Origin of the sequence: Micromonospora rosaria (assembly GCF_001567585.1) — a bacterium.
Lineage (GTDB): Bacteria > Actinomycetota > Actinomycetes > Mycobacteriales > Micromonosporaceae > Micromonospora > Micromonospora rosaria.
Map to the genome: position 1 here is coordinate 20,745 of NZ_LRQV01000019.1, position 17,355 is coordinate 38,099.

15 protein-coding genes and 1 pseudogene are annotated in these 17,355 nt (G+C 71.7%); 13 read left to right on the top strand and 3 right to left on the bottom strand.

What is annotated here, in order from left to right; translation table 11 throughout:
• Positions 1-12 precede the first annotated feature (12 nt).
• Positions 13-1,266 (top strand): MFS transporter, encoded by a 1,254-nt coding sequence (locus AWW66_RS08265; protein WP_083978325.1) that lies wholly within the window; start codon positions 13-15, stop codon positions 1,264-1,266.
• On the opposite strand, the gene AWW66_RS08270 is transcribed toward AWW66_RS08265, so the two are convergent.
• The gene (locus AWW66_RS08270) at positions 1,219-1,902 is read right to left on the bottom strand and encodes a hypothetical protein (RefSeq protein WP_067362159.1); all 684 of its coding nucleotides are present in this window, start codon (positions 1,900-1,902) and stop codon (positions 1,219-1,221) included. The genes AWW66_RS08265 and AWW66_RS08270 overlap by 48 nt on opposite strands.
• 394 nt (positions 1,903-2,296) lie before the next feature.
• Between AWW66_RS08270 and AWW66_RS36365 the strand changes: the two are divergent.
• From AWW66_RS36365 to AWW66_RS08320, 11 genes and pseudogenes are all read left to right on the top strand, one after another.
• Positions 2,297-2,512: pseudogene (locus AWW66_RS36365) on the top strand (helix-turn-helix domain-containing protein); the annotation flags it as partial.
• A 120-nt stretch (positions 2,513-2,632) separates the two neighbouring features.
• Entirely contained in the window at positions 2,633-3,817 is a 1,185-nt protein-coding gene (locus AWW66_RS08275) for an NB-ARC domain-containing protein (RefSeq protein ID WP_169807075.1), read from the top strand.
• A gap of 83 nt (positions 3,818-3,900) precedes the next feature.
• Positions 3,901-5,145, top strand: coding sequence for an ATP-grasp domain-containing protein (locus tag AWW66_RS08280; RefSeq protein WP_211271872.1), 1,245 nt, complete (start codon positions 3,901-3,903; stop codon positions 5,143-5,145).
• 91 nt (positions 5,146-5,236) lie between these two features.
• Positions 5,237-6,583, top strand: a complete 1,347-nt coding sequence (locus AWW66_RS08285; RefSeq protein WP_067362165.1) for a lysine N(6)-hydroxylase/L-ornithine N(5)-oxygenase family protein — start codon at positions 5,237-5,239, stop codon at positions 6,581-6,583.
• A gap of 40 nt (positions 6,584-6,623) precedes the next feature.
• Complete coding sequence (locus tag AWW66_RS08290) at positions 6,624-6,995, top strand: cupin domain-containing protein (protein ID WP_067362168.1); 372 nt, start codon at positions 6,624-6,626, stop codon at positions 6,993-6,995.
• Positions 6,992-8,641 (top strand): class I tRNA ligase family protein, encoded by a 1,650-nt coding sequence (locus AWW66_RS08295; protein WP_067362170.1) that lies wholly within the window; start codon positions 6,992-6,994, stop codon positions 8,639-8,641. Before AWW66_RS08290 ends, AWW66_RS08295 begins: the two co-directional genes overlap by 4 nt.
• Positions 8,626-9,771 carry an FAD-dependent oxidoreductase gene (locus AWW66_RS08300; protein ID WP_067362173.1) on the top strand — a complete coding sequence of 382 codons (1,146 nt, stop codon included), beginning with the start codon at positions 8,626-8,628 and terminating at the stop codon, positions 9,769-9,771. The genes AWW66_RS08295 and AWW66_RS08300 overlap by 16 nt, the downstream gene beginning before the upstream one ends.
• On the top strand, positions 9,768-11,018 hold the full coding sequence (locus tag AWW66_RS08305) for an ATP-grasp domain-containing protein (protein WP_067362176.1): 1,251 nt from the start codon (positions 9,768-9,770) through the stop codon (positions 11,016-11,018). Before AWW66_RS08300 ends, AWW66_RS08305 begins: the two co-directional genes overlap by 4 nt.
• Before the next feature lie 47 nt (positions 11,019-11,065).
• Positions 11,066-11,947, top strand: coding sequence for a dimethylargininase (gene ddaH, locus AWW66_RS08310; protein WP_067362179.1), 882 nt, complete (start codon positions 11,066-11,068; stop codon positions 11,945-11,947).
• A gap of 13 nt (positions 11,948-11,960) precedes the next feature.
• Entirely contained in the window at positions 11,961-13,265 is a 1,305-nt protein-coding gene (locus AWW66_RS08315; protein ID WP_067362182.1) for an ATP-grasp domain-containing protein, read from the top strand.
• A complete protein-coding gene (locus AWW66_RS08320) occupies positions 13,262-14,905 on the top strand; it encodes a DUF885 domain-containing protein (RefSeq protein WP_067362185.1) in 1,644 nt (547 codons plus the stop codon). Before AWW66_RS08315 ends, AWW66_RS08320 begins: the two co-directional genes overlap by 4 nt.
• Before the next feature lie 54 nt (positions 14,906-14,959).
• On the opposite strand, the gene AWW66_RS08325 is transcribed toward AWW66_RS08320, so the two are convergent.
• On the bottom strand, positions 14,960-15,307 hold the full coding sequence (locus AWW66_RS08325) for an MmcQ/YjbR family DNA-binding protein (protein WP_067362189.1): 348 nt from the start codon (positions 15,305-15,307) through the stop codon (positions 14,960-14,962).
• A gap of 176 nt (positions 15,308-15,483) precedes the next feature.
• On the opposite strand from AWW66_RS08325, the gene AWW66_RS08330 reads away from it, so the two are divergent.
• Positions 15,484-16,668 carry a GNAT family N-acetyltransferase gene (locus tag AWW66_RS08330; protein ID WP_067362193.1) on the top strand — a complete coding sequence of 395 codons (1,185 nt, stop codon included), beginning with the start codon at positions 15,484-15,486 and terminating at the stop codon, positions 16,666-16,668.
• 248 nt (positions 16,669-16,916) lie between these two features.
• Here the strand turns inward: AWW66_RS08330 and AWW66_RS08335 are convergent, their stop codons facing one another.
• The gene (locus AWW66_RS08335) at positions 16,917-17,336 is read right to left on the bottom strand and encodes a Rid family hydrolase (RefSeq protein WP_067362196.1); all 420 of its coding nucleotides are present in this window, start codon (positions 17,334-17,336) and stop codon (positions 16,917-16,919) included.
• Between the last annotated feature and the right edge of the window lie 19 nt (positions 17,337-17,355).

The window sequence follows — 17,355 nt, forward strand, 5'->3', positions numbered from 1 at the left end:
GAGTAGCGATCGGTGACTGCGACAGCGCAAGCCCGGGGTAAGCCGGCCGGTGTCCTGGCCACCCTCCGGGCGACGCCGCCCTCGGCGCGGTACCTGCTCGGCGGCGTACTGATCAATCAGGCGGGTGCCTTCGTCCAACCGTTCCTGGTGCTGTACCTGACGCAGCAGGGGTTGTCGGTCGGCCGGGCGGGTACCGCGCTCGCGGCCTACAGCGCGGGCGCGGTGCTGGGCCTGCTGCTCGGCGGGGAGCTCACCCACCGGCTCGGTGCCCGCATGACCATCGCGGCGGCGATGGCCAGCTCGGCGGTGCTGGTGATGCTGATTCCGTCGTTCGCGTCCACCAGCCGATTCACCTACCTCCTGATCGTGGTGGGGGTGGCCGGCGCCTTCATGCAGGCGTACCGGCCGGCGGCGGCGGCGCTGCTCAGCGACGTCATGCCCGCCGAGCACCGGGTCATGGCGTTCTCGATGCTGCGCATCGCCATGAACGTGGGCGCCGCGGTGGGCCCGCTGCTGGCGGCCGCGCTGATCCTGGTCGACTGGGATCTGCTGTTCTACGTCAACGGCTTCACCGCCCTGACGTACGCGCTGCTGGCCGTTGCCCTCCTGCCGCAGACGGGCCGGACCGACGGGCCGGCCGGGGACACGAGCGGGGTGCTGCCGGGCAGAGCCGCCTACGCCGTGCTCGCCCGGGACGGACGCTTCCTGCTGTACCTCGCGTCGATGCTGCTGAGCGCGGTCATGTTCGCGCAGTTCACGACCACCCTGCCGCTGAAGGTTGCTGCGGCCGGGCACCCTCCGGCGCTCTACAGCGCAGCCCTGGTGACCTCGTCGGTGCTCGTGATCCTGTGTGAACTCAAGGTGACCACGTACGTCAGTACGTGGGTGGCGGCGGTCGCGGCGGCCGGCGGTACGACGGTCATGAGCCTCGGCATCGCCGGGTACGCCTTCGTGGACGTCTCGGCGGCGCTCGTCATCGTGGCCACCGTGGTGTTCGTGTCCGGCATGATGGTCAGCGGGCCGACGCTCTGGGCGCACCCCGCCAAGGCGCCTGCGGCGGTCAAGGGCCGCTACATCGGCGCGTCGCAGGCCGTGTTCGGTCTGGGTTCGGCGATCGGGCCGGTGGTCGGCGTGTTCGCCTGGACCCAGTGGGGTGACGGGGTCTGGCTGCTCACCCTGGTCGTGGGGTTGACCTCGGCGGCGACCGCGGCGGTGGGCCTACGCGAGCGCCCCGACGGTGCGGCGCAGGTCACCGCCAAGCTCTGAGTCCTCGGCTCGTACCCGCAGGTAGAGGTATTCGTCGAGGACCTTGGCCAGCGAAACGGCTGGCCTGCCGATTCTGGTCGGCAGGTCAGCCTCCCCGGTACCGGCCTCCCGCAGCAGTTCCCGGGCCCATTCGCGGCCGGTGGTCAGGTGCCGGACGAAGGCGTCGGCGTCCCGGTTTCCGTACATGCGCGCGGCGATGGCCGCGTCCCACGGCATGACGGCGGTGGGGCGCAGGGCATAGAGCGCCTTCGTCGCGGCGGTGGGGCCGAGGGTGCGCCCGCGCGGGCCGGCGGCGACCGGAAGCGCGGCCAGTTCGGCGTACGCGGTGCCGAGGGCGTCGATCTCGGCGGCGGTCAGTTCGCTGATGCTGCTGCTCGGCAGGAGCGTCGACTGTCGATGCCACCACCGGGTCACGTTGCTGTCGTAGGCGTCCGGCTCTCCGGGCCGGGGATAGCGGATTCGGCAGCCCCAGGAATTGAGCCAGGTCAGCAGGGCCGAACGGTGGTCGGCGCGGCCGAGGTCGGGTGCCGGTTCGGTCACCCGACGGAAGCGCAGCCAGCTGGTGTCGACGCTGCGGAAGGCGTTGAACTGCGCGGCGCAGTGGCGCAGGTCGGCGAGTGTCGGGCGCGGTATCACCGGGACACTGTAGCGGTCGAATGCGGCGACTCACGAGTGGTGCCGCAGCCTGCGGCACGGAACTTTTGGACGCTGGTGAGGGCGGCCGAGGTTGGCTAGTATCAATTTGCGATCCGGCTATGCCGGATTGTGACGGCCGACTATGTCTAATGACGTTCGCCTCCTTTGTCCCCCTGGCTTGGTTTGCCTTGCCCTGCGGACTTCGCTCAACGGCGGGTATGGCCGGAGTGGAGGGCAGTCAGGGTCTTCGGGGTGAGTCGGTGGGCGAACGCGCGGCCATCCTCCGGGCCGCCGTGCGCGAGTTGGGTAATTCGGGGGAATTTCAGGGAGGTTTTGCATCATCTGTCGACCTTGACGACCGTCACCACACCAAATAAATCCCTGGGGGTTCGTTATGGGACGGCCAGAAAGGCCACTGGATAAGGCAAACAGCCCCTTTGCCTCTTTCGCTGCTGACCTACGAGAGCTGCGCAATCGTGCCGGTACGCCAAGCTACCGACAGATGTCACGAGTTGCGCTCTTTGCCCCATCCGTACTGTCCAGCGCGGCGAGCGGCAGGCGACTGCCCTCGTTGCAGGTGACCCTGGCCTTCGTCGACGCGTGCGGCGGGGACCGGCGAGAGTGGGAAGCGCGGTGGCGCGACCTGACCGGACAGCGAGGCCGGCCGGGGGCCGTCACCGGCAGCAGACCGCCGCGGCACCGGGCGGCCGAGCCCGTCGGCACGGGCTCCGTGGCCGAGGCCACCGAGCCGTCGCCACCGCACTGGATCACGCCGCCCCGCTATGCCTGGCCGCTGAGCCCCGTCGTCGGGGTGCCCCCGCCGCGCCCCGCCCAGTTGCCACCCTTCCCGGCCTCCTTCGTGGGCCGGCGGGCCCAATTCTCCGAGGCGGCGGCCCTGTCCACGGGCCGCACGGGGGCACCACTGCTGCTCAGCGGACAGGTCGGGGTGGGCAAGACCGCCTTCGCGTTGCGCCTCGCCCAGGAACAGGTCACAGCGCTGCCGGACGGCGAACTCTACGCCGACCTCGGTGGCAGCGGCGCCGCCCGGGTCGACCCGGGCGCCGTCCTCGCCGCCTTCCTTCAGGCGCTGGGGGTGCCGGCCGACCAGGTACCCTCCGACGTCGCACCGGCAGCAGCGCTGTACCGGTCGCTGATGGCCCAGCGGCGCATGCTGGTCCTGCTCGACGACGCCGCGGACGAAGCCCAACTCAGACAGCTCCTGGTGCACTCCCACTCCACCGTCGTGCTGGTGACCAGCCGAAGCCGGCTGCTGGGGCTCGACGGAATGCACCGCATCCACCTGGAGCCGCTGCCACGCCCCGAATCGGTGGCACTGCTGCTGGGACTCGTCGGCGGCCGCAGGACCAGCGCCGAGCCCGCCGCCGCCGGACACATCGCGGAACTGTGCGCGGACCTGCCGCTCGCGCTCGACGTCGCCGGACGGCGGATCGCCGCACACCCCACCTGGCCGCTCACCCATCTGGTCGACCACCTGGGCGACCGGCAGCGGCTGCTCGACCGGCTGCGGGTGGGCGACCTCAGTGTCCGGGACCGGCTCGCCTCGGCGTTCCGGCGACTCCAGCCCGCCGCCCGCGAGGCGCTCGCCCTCCTCGCCGCCCGGGACCGGGGCAGTGTGTCCCGGGCCGGCCTGGGCGTGCCGGCCGACGTCGGCGACGACATGGTCGAGACCCTGGTGGACAGCGGCCTGCTGCAGTACACGCCGATCGCGGGACGGTTCCGGTTGCCGCCCCTGGTGCGGTTGTTCGTCACCGAACAACGCTGCCGGCGCGACCACACCGGGTCGGCCGAGTGCGTCGACTGCCGGGCCGAGGAGCTGGCGTATCCCCGCCGGCAGACCGCCCGACCGACCACGACCCGTCGTAGCGCGTCCGTCGCGCAGTTGATTGTTCGGTGACCGGCAGGGTTCCGGTCAACCGCGCGCCCACCTTGAATGAACGCGTCGACAGTGCCGACGACCCCGCGGCCGAAGGGAACACGGTGGACGCAGACGGTGTGGTGCTCGTACTCGGGTGCGGGATGCAGAGGTACCGGGAGTACCTGCTCGCGTCGGCGGCGGCCCGCCACCGGCTGTGGCTGTTCAACCCGCAGCCGCCCGACTGGCAGCAGCCGTACCTGACCGGGGCGACCCAGGTCGACGTGCTCGACCGGGACGCCGTCCTCGCCCAGGCCCGGGAACTGGCCGCGAACCGCCCGGTGCGCGGCGTCCTGAGCTGGGACGAGACCCTGGTGGTCAACACCGCCCACGTGGCCGCCGCACTGGGCCTGCCCGGTGCCACCGTCGACGGTATCGAGGCCTGCCGCGACAAGCACCGCACCCGCCGGCTGCTCACCGCCGCAGGGCTGCCGCAGCCGCGCTACGGGTGGGCGGACGACGCCGAGGCAGCCGTTACGCTGGCCGAGCACATCGGCTTCCCGGTCGTGGTCAAACCGCGCGGCATGGGCGCGAGCATCGGCGTCGCGCTCGCCCTGGACGCACCGCAGGCACGGGCGGCCTTCCAGATCGCCGACGAGGCGAGCCGGATCGGCGCGGTCGCCTACCACGGCGGCGCACTCGTCGAGGAGTACCTCACCGGACCGGAGATCAGCATGGACGCCGCCGTCGTCGACGGCGAGTACGTACCCCTGTTCCTGGCCCGCAAGCAGGTCGGCATGCATCCCTACTTCGAGGAACTCGGCCACGTCGTCGACCCGGCCGACCCGCTACGCGAGGATCCGGACCTGCTGCGCATCCTGCGCGCCGCGCACCAGGTCATCGGCCTGCGGTACGGCATCACCCACACCGAGCTGAAACTGACCGACTGCGGACCGGTCATCGTCGAGATCAACGGACGCCTCGGCGGCGACCTGATCCCCCTGCTGGGGAGCCTGGCCACCGGCATCGACCCCGGCGCCGCCGTCGTCGACGTCGCACTGGCCCGACGACCGCAGGTCGACGCGACCCGGCACCGCGTCGTCGGCATCCGCTTCGGATATCCGCCCGCAGACTGCCGGGTCGACGCGGTGCAGGTACCGGCCGCCGACGAGCAGGCGGGCATCCTCCACGCCGCCGTCCTGGTCGAACCCGGCACGGAACTGCGGCTGCCGCCCGGCGGATACATCTCCCGGCACTCCTACGTCATCTGCGCCGGCGCCACGGCAGGCGAGTGCGACGACAGGCTCGCTGCTGCCGCCGCCGCGGTGCGGATGCGCGGACAGGCACTGACCGGCACATCGGCCGGCTGACCCGACACCGTCAGCCACCCCAGCCGCCCGACCGGCACGACCGCCGGTCGGTGAGCTGTCGGCACCATCCACCCACCACTGTGGAGCGCCCATGACACATCGTGAGGTTCACCTGCTCGCCATCGGCGCCGGGCCGTCCAACCTGGCCCTGGCCGTCGCCATCGACGAGACCGCACCCGAGGACCTGGCCCGGGGCACCCTGCTCGTCGAACGCGACGACTCGGTGTCCTGGCAGCGAGGCATGCTACTGCCCGAAGCGCAGAGCCAGGTGTCGTTCCTGAAGGACCTGGTCACCCTCCGCAACCCGAAGAGCCGGTTCTCGTTCATCAACTACCTGCACTCCGTTGGCCGGCTCGACGATTTCATCAACCTGGGCAGCTTCCTGCCGTACCGGGTGGAGCTGGCGAACTACCTCCAGTGGGCGGCCGACTCGCTGAGCCGGGTCCGGGTGGAGACCAGCCGCGAGGTCACCTCGATCGAGCCGCGCCGCACGGCCGACGGCGTGGTCACCGGCTGGCTGGCCCACCTGGCCGACGGGGAGACCATCGGCTGCCGCTACCTGTCCGTCGGCATGGGGCGAGACCCGCACGTGCCGGAGGTCTTCGGCGGGTTACGGCGGGACCTCCTCATCCACAGCACCGAGTACGTCCCGCGCATCGCCGCGGTGCCCCAGGACCGCCCCTACCGGGTCGCCGTCGTGGGCGGAGCGCAGAGCGCGGCGGAGATGTTCGCCGCCGTGCAGCAGGACCTGCCCGGATGCACCCCGACCATGATCATGCGCTCGATCGGCCTGAACAACTACGAAAGCAGCAAGTTCACCAACGAGCTGTACTTCCCGTCGTTCGTGGACCAGTTCCACGCCGCCCGGCCACCGGCCCGCACCCAACTGCTCGCCGAGATGCACCGCAGCAACTACGCCGGGCTCGCCCCCGGCATGCTGGACACGCTGTACCGGCAGTTCTACCTCGACCGGCTGGGCGGACACCGCCGACTCCGGATGATCACGATGGCGGACGTCACCGGCGCCGTCGAGGACGGCGGCGAGGTGGTACTGACCCTCAACGACCGGATGAGCGGCCGCACCGAGGAACTGCGCGTCGACCTCGTCCTGCTCGGCACCGGCTTCGTCAGCGCCATGCCGCGCATGGTGCGGACGCTGGGCGACACCCTCGGGCTGGACAGCATCCAGGTCACCCGCCACTACCGGCTGGTCCTCGACGGCCCGGCGACCGGCGCGTGCTACCTGCAGGGCGTCAACGAGGCGACCCACGGCATCGCCGACTCGTTGCTCAGCGTCCTGGCGGCGCGCTCGGACGAGATCCTCCAGGACCTCCTGGCCCACCGCGCCGACGTCACCCCGGCCGCCGTCATCCCGGCGCTGGACACCGCCCCCGTTCCGGCCCCGCGCAGCGCCGAGAGCGTGCCCTCCATCGCCTAGCCACGCCACCGACCGTACCGAATCACCTGAGGAGTATCCGGTGGACATCAAACCGCTCGACCGCGCCGACCTTCGCCACGAGAACGGGCTCGACGCCCAACGACTGCTGCCCTGGCCGGCGCTGAACGCGCCGTTCGAGGGCTCCTGGTGCGTGATCCGGCCAGGAACCGCCTCGACCGCACACGCGCACCACGAGTACGAGATCTTCATCGCCCTCGCCGGCACCGCGGTCCTCGACTCCCAGGGACAACGCCGCCCGTTCGTCGCCGGCGACATCGTGCACTTCCCCCCGCACGTCGAACACCGCGTGATCAACGAGGGGGAGACCGACTTCGAGATGTACAGCGTCTGGTGGGACCAGGACATGGCCCGCCGTTTCCTCACCCGCGACGGACAGGACGGCCCCGCGTGAACGCCGCCGACACCGACGACCGCCGGGTGGTCATCATCGGCCCGCCACCCACCCCGAACGGCGACCTGCACGTGGGACACATCGCCGGCCCGTACCTCGCCGCCGACGTCCACGCCCGCTACCTGCGCGCCGCCGGCCGCAGCGTGCTCTACGTCAGCGGCACCGACGACAGCCAGACCTACGTCGTCGGTACCGCCGCCCGGCAGGGCACCAGCCCCGAGGCGCTGGCGGACAAGTCGTGGCACGACATCCGGGCGGCCTTCGACGCGGTCGGCATCGCCGTGGACGGGTTCGCGCCGTTCGACGACGGCTACCGGTCGGCGGTGCTCGACTTCGTCGACCGGCTGTACCGGGCCGGGGCGTTCGAACTGCGGACGGTCCGCATGCCGTACTCCGCCGCCACCGGCAGGTACCTGATGGAAGGGCTGGTCAGCGGCGAATGTCCGGTCTGCCTGGCGGTCAGCCGGGGCGGCCTGTGCGAATCGTGCGGCCACCCCAACAACTTCGACGACCTGCGTGACCCGTGGTCCACCGTCGACCCCGACGACCCGGTGACGCTGCGCGAGACACAGATCCTGGTCCTGCCGCTGGAGCGGTACCGCCCGCAACTGGAACAGTTCTACGCCCACCGGCGGCTGCCGTGGCGGCCGCACATGGAACAACTCGTGCGGGAACTGCTGGCCCGACCCCTGCCGGACTTCCCGATCACCTACCCCACGGACTGGGGCATCCCCGCGCCCTTCGCCGAGACCCCGGGACAGGTCCTCAACGCCTGGGCGGAAGGCATGCCCGCCTCGATGTACTGCACCGCCGTCGGACAGGCCCACGCCGGTGAACGGCCCGCCGCAGCCGACGAGCTCTGGCGACGCGACCGCGACATCCAGCTGGTCTACTTCCTCGGCTTCGACAACGCCTACTTCTGGGGCGTCACCCACCTGGCGCTGCTCCTGGCCCACCAGGACCGCTACGTGCTGCCCGACACCATCGTCTGCAACGAGTTCTACGAACTCGAACACGACAAGTTCTCCACGAGCAAGGGCCACGTGATCTGGGCCCGGGACCTGCTCGCGGAGGTGCCACGCGACCTGGTGCGCTTCTACCTGGCCCTCACCGCACCCGAGCACGCCCGGACCAGCTTCAGCAGCCCCGCGCTGACCAAGGTCGCGCACACGCGGCTCGTGCAGCCCTGGAACGACCTCGTCACCGACCTCGCCGCGGCGGCGCGGACGCTCGGCGTACACGGTGCCGCCCTACCGGCGGGCCCCGCCGCCCACACCCGGCGCACCGCCATGACCGCCCGGTTCACCGCCTGCTACGAGCTGCCCGGATTCAGCATGTTCCGGGCCGCCGACCTCATCTCGTTGCACGTACAGCGGCTCCGGGAGTCAGCCGCCGCCCTGACCGCCGCCCTGCCCGAACTCGACGCACCCGCCGCGATCGAGCGACTCGGCGACCTGTACACCGAGGTCGGCGCGCTCGCCGCCGCCGCCGCGCCGATCCTGATCGACCTGGGCGCCGCCGTCGCCGCCACGACCAGCCGACCGGGCCAGGCCGCGCCCGACAGCGGACCGGTGCGCGCTGTCGACCTGCCCACCCTGCCCGCCGTCGCACCCGCCCAGCACCAGGTCCCGTGCACATCACCGTAGTCGGTGGCGGCGTGATCGGCCTGCTCACGGCGGTCGAATCGGTCCTGGCGGGACACCGGGTCACCGTGGTGGAGCAGGCCGCACTACCCAACGCCGCGGCGGCCTCCGCCGACCGGCACCGGATCATCCGTGCCCTGCACCTCGGCGACGGCGGCGCGACGACCGCGGCGGCGCGGGCCCACCGCCGGTGGATCGAGCTGGAGAAGACGCTCTACACCCGCTTCTACGACCGGGTGGGCGCGCTGAGCGTGCTGCCCGAGGACCAGATCGTCCCCGCCGTCTCGCTGCTCGGGTACGCCGGTGTCTGGTCGCGGGTGCTGCGCGGCGCTGACCTGGCCGAACGGTACCCGATGCTGTCGTTCGCCCCGGACGCCACCGCGGTGCTGGAACGGGAGGCCGGGGTCCTGCTCGCCGACCGGGTGCTGCGCGGCTGCCTCGGCTGGCTGCGCTGGCAGCCCACGGTCGGGTTCGTCACCCACCAGCCCGTGCGGGCGATCGACCCGGCGGCGAAAGCGGTGAATCTGGCCGACGGCACGGTGCTCACCGGCGACGCGGTCCTGGTCGCCGCCGGGGCCTGGTCCCGCGACCTGCTGCCGCCGTCGGTGGCGAACCGCCTGACCCTCTACCGCCAGAGCATGCTCTACTGCGACGTCGACGACGAACGGGCATGGTCGACGCTGGCCGCCATGCCCTCGCTCGGCGGCCCACAGCGGCGGTGGCTGGTCCCGCCGGTGGCCGGGACACCCCTGAAACTGAGCGCGCACAGCGCCTGCCGCCCGGTGTCCGCCATCGACGACCACGACACCGACGCCGCGTGGCGCGAGCATCTGCTGGACGCCTTCGCACCGCTGATCCCGGCGCTGCGCGGCGACTGGGTGACCGCCGCCCGGGACTGCTACTACCTTGCCGACGACGTCAGCGGCGGCGCCCTCGCCGCCCGCCTCGGCGACCAGGTCGTCGCGTACGCCGCCTGCGGCGGCACGTCCTTCAAGTTCGCACCGCTCATCGCCGAGGCGCTCGTCCGGTGCGCCGACGGGTCGCTTGCTGAGATGCCGGCCGTGCCCACCGTGACGGTCGTCGACGCAGACCGCCCGATCGATGTCGTACCACCGGAAGGGGACAGACAATGAAACTGCTCGCCGTCGAGGCAGTGCAGAACGGCACCTACTACGCCTCCCGATACCAACAGATCACCGACCTGGGCGTGGACCTCCACGTGCTCAACGGCGAGGGGACGCCCGACTTCTGGCCCGCCCCCCGCTACCGGGTCGCCGGGTCGCGGCACGTCGACGCGATCACCGCCGCCGCCCGGCAGTGGCATCAGCAGGAGGACTTCGCCGGGGTCCTGACGTTCTCCGAGTCCGGGGTGGTCGCCGTCGCGGCCGTGGCGCAGGCCCTCGGCCTCCCCGGGATCGGACTCGAAGCCGCCCGGACCAGCCGCAACAAGCTGCTGATGCGGGAGGCCCACGAGCGGGGCGGCGCGGCGCACCCGGAGTTCGCCTTCGTCGCCGACCGCGACCAGGCGCTGGCCGTGGCGGGCAAGTTCGGGTACCCGGTGATCCTCAAGCCGACCCTCGGGGCGGCCAGCAACTTCGTCTTCCGCGTCGACTCCCCCGACCAGATGGCGCAACGGTTCGACCAGGCCAGCGCGGGCATCCAGACCATGTCGTGGTACCTGATGGAGACCGAGGGCGTCGACCTCGGCCCGCACGGGCTGCTGGTGGAGTCCTTCCTCGACGGCGACGAGTACCTCATTGAGGCCCTGGCCTGGGACGACGAGGTGTACCTCGGGTCGGTCGTGGACCGGATCACCGTCGAAGGCGACACCTTCGACGACGACGTGCACCACGCACCCACCGCGCTGACGCCCACCCAGCTCGCCGACGTGCAGCGCGTGGTCGCGGCCGGCGCCCGCGCGCAAGGGCTGCGCCGCTGCGCGATGCACGCCGAGGTGCGCTTCCACGACGGCCGCCCCCACCTGCTGGAGATCGCGGTGCGTCCCGGTGGGGGAGGACTGGACCACATGGCGCGGCTGTCGGCCGGCTACGACCCCATCCAGGCGGTCGTGGACGTGGCCAGCGGTCGACGCCCGGCCGTCGACCACTACCAGCCGACCGGGGTGCACACCGCGGCCATGTGCCTGCTGTGCGCATCGGGCACGATCGACAGGGTCGAGGTGCCGGCGGAGGCCCGCGACGACCCCCGGATCTTCTTCCTCAAGGTGACCGCCACGCCGGGTGACGTCATCCTCCGACCCCCTGCCGGCAACAACATCCTCGGTTTCCTCGGCGCCACCGGCACCTCCCTGGACGACGCGCTCGACGTGGCCGTGCGGCGCGCGGGTCAGATCCAGGTGGAGTTCCGCGACCGACCATGACCGGCCGTCCAGCCACCCGTCCCACCACCCCCTGACAGGAGGAGACCATGGCGCACCCGTCCCCGGCCGCCGGCACCGGGCCCCACCGCGTGGCCCGCCCACGGCACTACCTGATGTGCCGCCCCGGGCACTTCGACGTCTCCTACTCCATCAACCCCTGGATGCACCCGGAAAAGCCGACCGCCACGGCGGTCGCCGTGGCCCAGTGGGAGAACCTGCGGCAGATCTTTCTCGACCTCGGGCACCGGGTCGACGAACTCGATCCCGTGCCCGGCCTACCGGACATGGTCTACACCGCCAACGGTGCGCTTCTCCACGACGGCACCGTCGTCGTCGCGCGATTCCGGCACGCGCAACGTGCGGCCGAATCCGACGCCTATCTGCGCTGGTTCGCGGCGCGCGGATATCCGGTCGTACACCAGGCCGACCGGATCAACGAGGGCGAGGGTGACTTCCTGCTCGTCGGCCGGCGGATTCTGGCCGGCTTCGGCTTCCGGACCGATCCGCTCGCCCACCACGAGACGCAGGAAATCCTCGGGCTGCCGGTGATCGGTCTGCACCTCACCGATCCGCGCTACTACCATCTCGACACCGCGCTGGCGGTGCTCGACGACGACGAAATCATGTACTATCCGGCGGCGTTCTCGCCCGGAAGCCAGGCGGTCCTCCGTGAACTGTATCCGGACGCTGTCATCGCCACGAGCGCGGACGCGGAGATCTTCGGACTCAACGCGGTCAGCGACGGACGGCACGTCGTCCTACCGGCCGCCGCCGTCGACCTCGCCGCCCAACTGAGGAAACGCGGGTTCGTGACGATCGGGGTCGACATGTCGGAGCTCCTCAAGGGTGGGGGCGGCGCGAAATGCTGCACCCTCGAGCTGCGGTATTCGTCGACGGCCTGCGCCTCGCCACCCGCGCCCGAGCGCTGAGGAGCCTGATGCTATGACCAGTCGCCCCGTCATCATGGTGGGATTCGTGCCCGTCGCGCTCACGTCCCTCGCCGAATTCCAGCCACCCGGATCGGTGATCGTCATCGAGGAACCGGACGTCATCCGCAAGCGCGACGTGGCCGAAAAGGTGCGCGACGCCCCGGTCGCCCGGGGGGTGATCCCCTGGGAGTACCAGGTGGCGGGCGCCGCGGACGCCTTCTACAACACCCATTCCGACCTCGACCCGGTCGCCATCGCGCCGTTGCAGGAGTACGCGACGCCGTTCGCCGCACGCCTGGCGGAGCGCTTCGGACTCCCCGGCGCCGGATTCGGTGCCGTCGAACTGCTGCGGAACAAGGCACTACTGCGCACCGTGACGGCCGCCGCAGGAATCGCCAACCCCGAATCCGAAACGGTGACCGGCGTCCAGGACGTGCTGCGGTTCATGTCCGCCCACCCCGGCCGGGTGGTGCTGAAGCCGGCCAACCGCCAGGCGGCGGTGGGTACCCGCATCGTCGACCACCCCGACCAGGTGGAGCAGGCCTGGTCGGAGTGCGTGCTGCAGGACGAGGGCGTGATGGTGCCGGACCGGGGATTCCCGCTGCACATGCTCGTCGAACGCTACGTCCACGGACACGAGTACAGCGTCGAGATGCTCGTCGACAAGGGCGAGCAGGTCTTCGCGAACATCACCGACAAGGTGCTGTTCGCCGGTGACCGACCGATCGAGGCCGGCCACGTGGTCCCCGCCGACCTGCCCGCCGCCACCGCCGAGCTGCTGCTGGACCAGACCCGGCAGGTACTCCGGGCGGTCGGCTTCGGCACCGGAATCGTGCACTGCGAGTGGATCGTCACCGACGGCGTCTCGTACCTGGTCGAATGCGCCGGACGGTTCGCCGGCGACGGCATCATCGACCTCGTCGAACGGGCCTACCCGGTCGAGCTGGTCCGGGCCTTCTGGACCCTCCTGCGGGGTGAGCCGCTGCCGCACCCGCTGCCGACCCGCGCCGAACAGGCCGCCGCCGTCGCGTTCCTGCACGGGGAACCGGGCGAGGTACTGCACGTCGCCGGCCTGGAGGAGATGACCTCCGCGCCCGGTGTCGTCAGCGGCTACCTCGGCGTGCAGCCCGGTGACCGGATCCGGGAACTGCGCAGCTCCTGGGACCGCATCGGAGCGGTCACCGTCGTCAGCCCGACCGCCGAGGAGGCGTTGCGCCGGGCCCAGGACGCCACGCGCCTCGTGCAGGTCAAGGTCCAGCCGGCGGCCCCGGACACCGAACACCCGGCGGCCGACCAAACCGGGGAGGCGACCGCATGACCGACCTGGACACCCTGGCCGACGAACTCCTCGACGTCATCGCCGCGGAGGATCCCCTCAACGACGCGCTGGAGGGATACCCCGGGATCGGCCACCTCCTCGGCGACCCACGGACGCAAGCCCAGCAGGAACTCCGCGCCCGCGCCGTCGACGTGGCACGGCGGGCCCGCGCCCTCGACCGCGTCGACGACCCGGTGACCCTGGCGGTGCTGCTGCACCAGGCCGACGACGTGGTGGCCCGCATCGACGCCGGACTGCTGGCGATCAGCCTGGCCGACTACCAGAGCTCCCCGATCGGACGCCTGCTGGGCGCCCTGCCCGAGACCCGGCCGGTCGGCGCCGAACAGGAAGAGGGATACCTGCACCGGCTCGCCGGGATCCCGGCGTACCTGACCGCCGCAGCGCAACGGCATCAGGAGGCCATCGCCGCGGGCCGCACCCCGGTCGCCGCACGGGTACGCCACGCGCTGACCCGCCTCGACGACCACCTCGCCGACCCGGCAGCCGACCCGCTGCGCCGGCCACCCCTGGGCGAACCGGCCGCGGCCCGGCGTGACCGCCTGCTCCACGACGTGGTCCGGCCGGCCCTCGCGGCGTACCGCGACGCGGTGGCCGACACCGTGCTGGCCCACGGACGCGCGTCCGACCGGCCCGGCCTGTGCTGGCTGCCCGACGGGGAGGCCACCTACGCGGCACTCACCCGGATGCACTGCACCACCAGCGCCACCGCCAAGGAACTGCACCAGCTGGGACGCCACAAGATCGAGGAGATCGAGGCCGAGTACGCCACCGTGGGAGCCGCGGCACTCGGGATCGACGACCCCGCACAGGTACGCGCGCGCCTGCGCCACGACCCCTTGTTGCGCTGGTCCGACGCGGCCGAGCTGGTAGCGGCCACCAGAGCGGCGACCGCCCACGCCGAACAGCAGGCGCACCGCTGGTTCGGGCTGCTACCGGACCACCCGTGCGCGGTGGACCCCTCCGCCGACCCGTACGCGCCCAGCGCCTACTACCTGCCGCCGGCCGCGGACGGCACCCGACCGGGTACCTGCTACGTCAACGTCGCCGACGCCCCCTCCCGGGGCCGCTACCTCACCGAGGCCCTCACCTTCCACGAGACGGTGCCGGGGCACCACATCCAGTTCGGTGTCGCCCAGTCGCTGTCCGGGCTCCCCGCGCTGCGACGGTTCGCCTGGATCAACGCGTACGTCGAAGGCTGGGGACTGTACGCCGAACGCCTCGCCGACGAGATGGGCCTCTACACCAGCCAGCTGATGCGGCTGGGCATGCTGGCGATGGACTCCCTGCGGACGGCCCGGCTCGTGGTGGACACCGGACTGCACGCGTTCGGGTGGAGCCGCCAGGACGCGGTCGACTACCTGACGGCCCACACCGTGATGGACGACGCGGAGGCGCAGCGCGAGACCGACCGGTACATCGACATGCCCGGCCAGGCCCTGTCGTACCTGGTGGGAAGGATGGAGATCCAGCGCGTCCGCGCCGACGCCGAGCGGAGTCTCGGGGCCGACTTCGACCTGCGCGCCTTCCACGACACGGTCCTCGGGTCCGGCGCCCTGCCGATGGACGTCCTGGCCGACGTGGTGTCGGCCTGGGTGTCCACGGTGACCGCGCGGAGGTGACCGTCAGCTCCTGGCCCGGTCCGGCGAAACCGGCGCCGCTTCGACGCCGCGCCGTCAGGAGCGGTCGCCCAGGCGCTGGCGGGCCAGGAATTGCGGCACCACCATGCGCCACGCCCCCGTCACCAGCTCCGTCATGTACTCGTGGTCGAGCCGCGCGACCCGGCAGCACACCCACTGGAAGCGGAGGTCGGCGGGGCCGGGCAGATGGAACAGCTCAGGCTCGGCCGCGACGAGGGCGGCGCGCTCCTCCCTCGGAAAGGAGAATCCCATCGTCTCCTCGTCGCGCGAGAAGGCGACGTACACCACCGAGCCGACCCTGAACTTGATCCGGTCACGGATCAGATGCTCCGTACTGCGGGGCAGCGTCCGCGCCAGCGCACGCACATCGTCGACGGTCACCACGGCAGGCAGCCTACGGCCCGCCGACGATCGACGACGGTGGACACCTCGGACACGCCATCGGTACTGTCCGATTGCAGCAGGGCACCGGTGGGCAGCCCGTGCCGCCCAGGGCCGCGCCGGGCGCCGCGGCGAACCGTGCTGCCGTCACCGGCTCTGAGACGGAAGACAGGGATTCCATGACCCACATTCGTAGCGTCTCCGGTGACCAGCGGCTGAGCACCGCCTTCACCCTGTACCCGTACGCGTTCGACGCGACACCCGCGCCGGACGGGAAGGACCTGCGGGCCCTGCTCCCGTACCACTCGGGCAACCACACCCTGGTCGTCGAGGACGGTGCCGACACGCTCGCCACCGCGGCGGCGATCCCGATGCGGCAGAACCTGCGCACCGTCGTCATGCCGATGGCCGGCATCGCGTGGGTCGCCACCCGCCCCGGGGCCCGCCGTCAGGGGCACGGCAGCCGGGTACTGCGTCACCTGCACGCCGACATGCGCGAACAGGGGCACCGGCTGGCCACGCTGTACCCTTCCCACCCGTCGTTCTACGAACGGCACGGCTACCTCAGCCTGCCCCTGCGCCGCACGGTGACCTTCCCGCCGGAGGGCCTCGCCTCGCTGCTGCGGGCCAGGCTTCCCGGCACGGTGTCCTGGCAGAACATCCGCGACGGGTTCGACGTCTACCGGGCATTTCAGCGACAGGTGTTGACCCAGCGGCACGGCTTCTGCTACACCCCCGACTACCGGGCCGCCCGGATGGTCGACGCCGCGGACCGGTGGTTGGCCATCGCCACGCTCGACGGCGAGGTCGTCGGCACGCTCACCTACCGCATCGACGACTTCGGCGGTCGCCTCGACGCCGACGAGCTGCTCTACACCCATCCGGCGGGGCGGGCCCTGCTGCTGCAGTTCCTCGCCGAGCACGCCTACCAGGTGTCCCACGTCTCGCTCACCGTCACCGCCGACGAGCTGCCCGAGACGTGGGCGACCGGCCTCAGCGCACGGGTCGAGGCCGAGGTGTCCTTCCCCAACGGGGCGGCGATGATGGGACGACTCCTGACGGTGGACGCGCTCCAGGGTGTGGAGTGCGGCGCCGGGCAGGTGGAGATCCGCCTGGTCGACGACGCCGACCTGGCGGGCTGCTACCTCCTCGACGGCAGCAGTGGGACGCTCGACGTCACGCCCGGCCGGGAATCACGTGCGGAGGCCACCCTCACCACGGCCGGACTCTCCGGTCTCGCGTACGGCGTACTCGATCCGGTCGACGTCGCCGCGCGCGGCCTGGGCGAGGTCTCCGACAAGGCCGCTGCCGCGCTGCGGTCGTTGCTGCCCCGACGCCTGCCGTACGCGATCGGCGTGGGCTGACCCGTGCCGGCGGTGGCCGGCGCCGGCCCCACGCGGGCGCCGGCGTGGCGCCACGGGCTCCGCCGGCCCCGACACGTGACGATCCTGCTTCCGGCCGGGGCCAACTGCCCGTACCGGACCGCCGGCACCGTCCGCCCGGTCCTGCGGCGGCAAGGCCGGTGGACGAGGGCCCGACACGGGTGCGCCGGGCCGGCGGCCAACCGGCCCGGCGCACGCATCCCGCGTCACCGAGGTGTGCTCGTGACCGGTCAGGAACGACCGACGACGGCGGTCACCCGGATCTCGACGTGCATCGTCGGCGCGGCCAGCGCCGCGACGCCGATCATGGTCCAGATCGGTGAGCGGTCACCCATCCGCTTGCGGAACTGCTCGATCATGATCTGGGCGTGCGTGTCGCCGATGAAGTCGGGATTCTCCGGTACGTGGAAGGAGTCCACGGACACGACGTCGCGCCAGGTGGCCCCGGCCGTGGCCAGGGTGCGCTCGACGTTGTCGAAGGCCCGGACGATTTCCTCCTCGAGCGACTCGGGGAAGGTCAGCTGGTCGTCCCAGCCGCCCTGGCCCGAGATGTCGACCCGGTCGCCGATCCGTACGGCCTGCTGGTAGTGCCGGTTCTCCAGCATCCACGGTCCGTAGCCGGGCGTGGCGAAGAACTGTGGCTCGGTCATGGTCTCCCCCTGTCTGTGA

Bases quoted from the DNA above. Each gene is read 5' to 3' on its own strand.
- AWW66_RS08285 (WP_067362165.1), top strand. From the start codon at position 5,237: ATGACACATCGTGAGGTTCACCTGCTCGCCATCGGCGCCGGGCCGTCC.
- AWW66_RS08305 (WP_067362176.1), top strand. From the start codon at position 9,768: ATGAAACTGCTCGCCGTCGAGGCAGTGCAGAACGGCACCTACTACGCC.
- ddaH (WP_067362179.1), top strand. From the start codon at position 11,066: ATGGCGCACCCGTCCCCGGCCGCCGGCACCGGGCCCCACCGCGTGGCC.
- AWW66_RS08315 (WP_067362182.1), top strand. From the start codon at position 11,961: ATGACCAGTCGCCCCGTCATCATGGTGGGATTCGTGCCCGTCGCGCTC.
- AWW66_RS08320 (WP_067362185.1), top strand. From the start codon at position 13,262: ATGACCGACCTGGACACCCTGGCCGACGAACTCCTCGACGTCATCGCC.
- AWW66_RS08330 (WP_067362193.1), top strand. From the start codon at position 15,484: ATGACCCACATTCGTAGCGTCTCCGGTGACCAGCGGCTGAGCACCGCC.
- AWW66_RS08335 (WP_067362196.1), bottom strand. From the start codon at position 17,336: ATGACCGAGCCACAGTTCTTCGCCACGCCCGGCTACGGACCGTGGATG.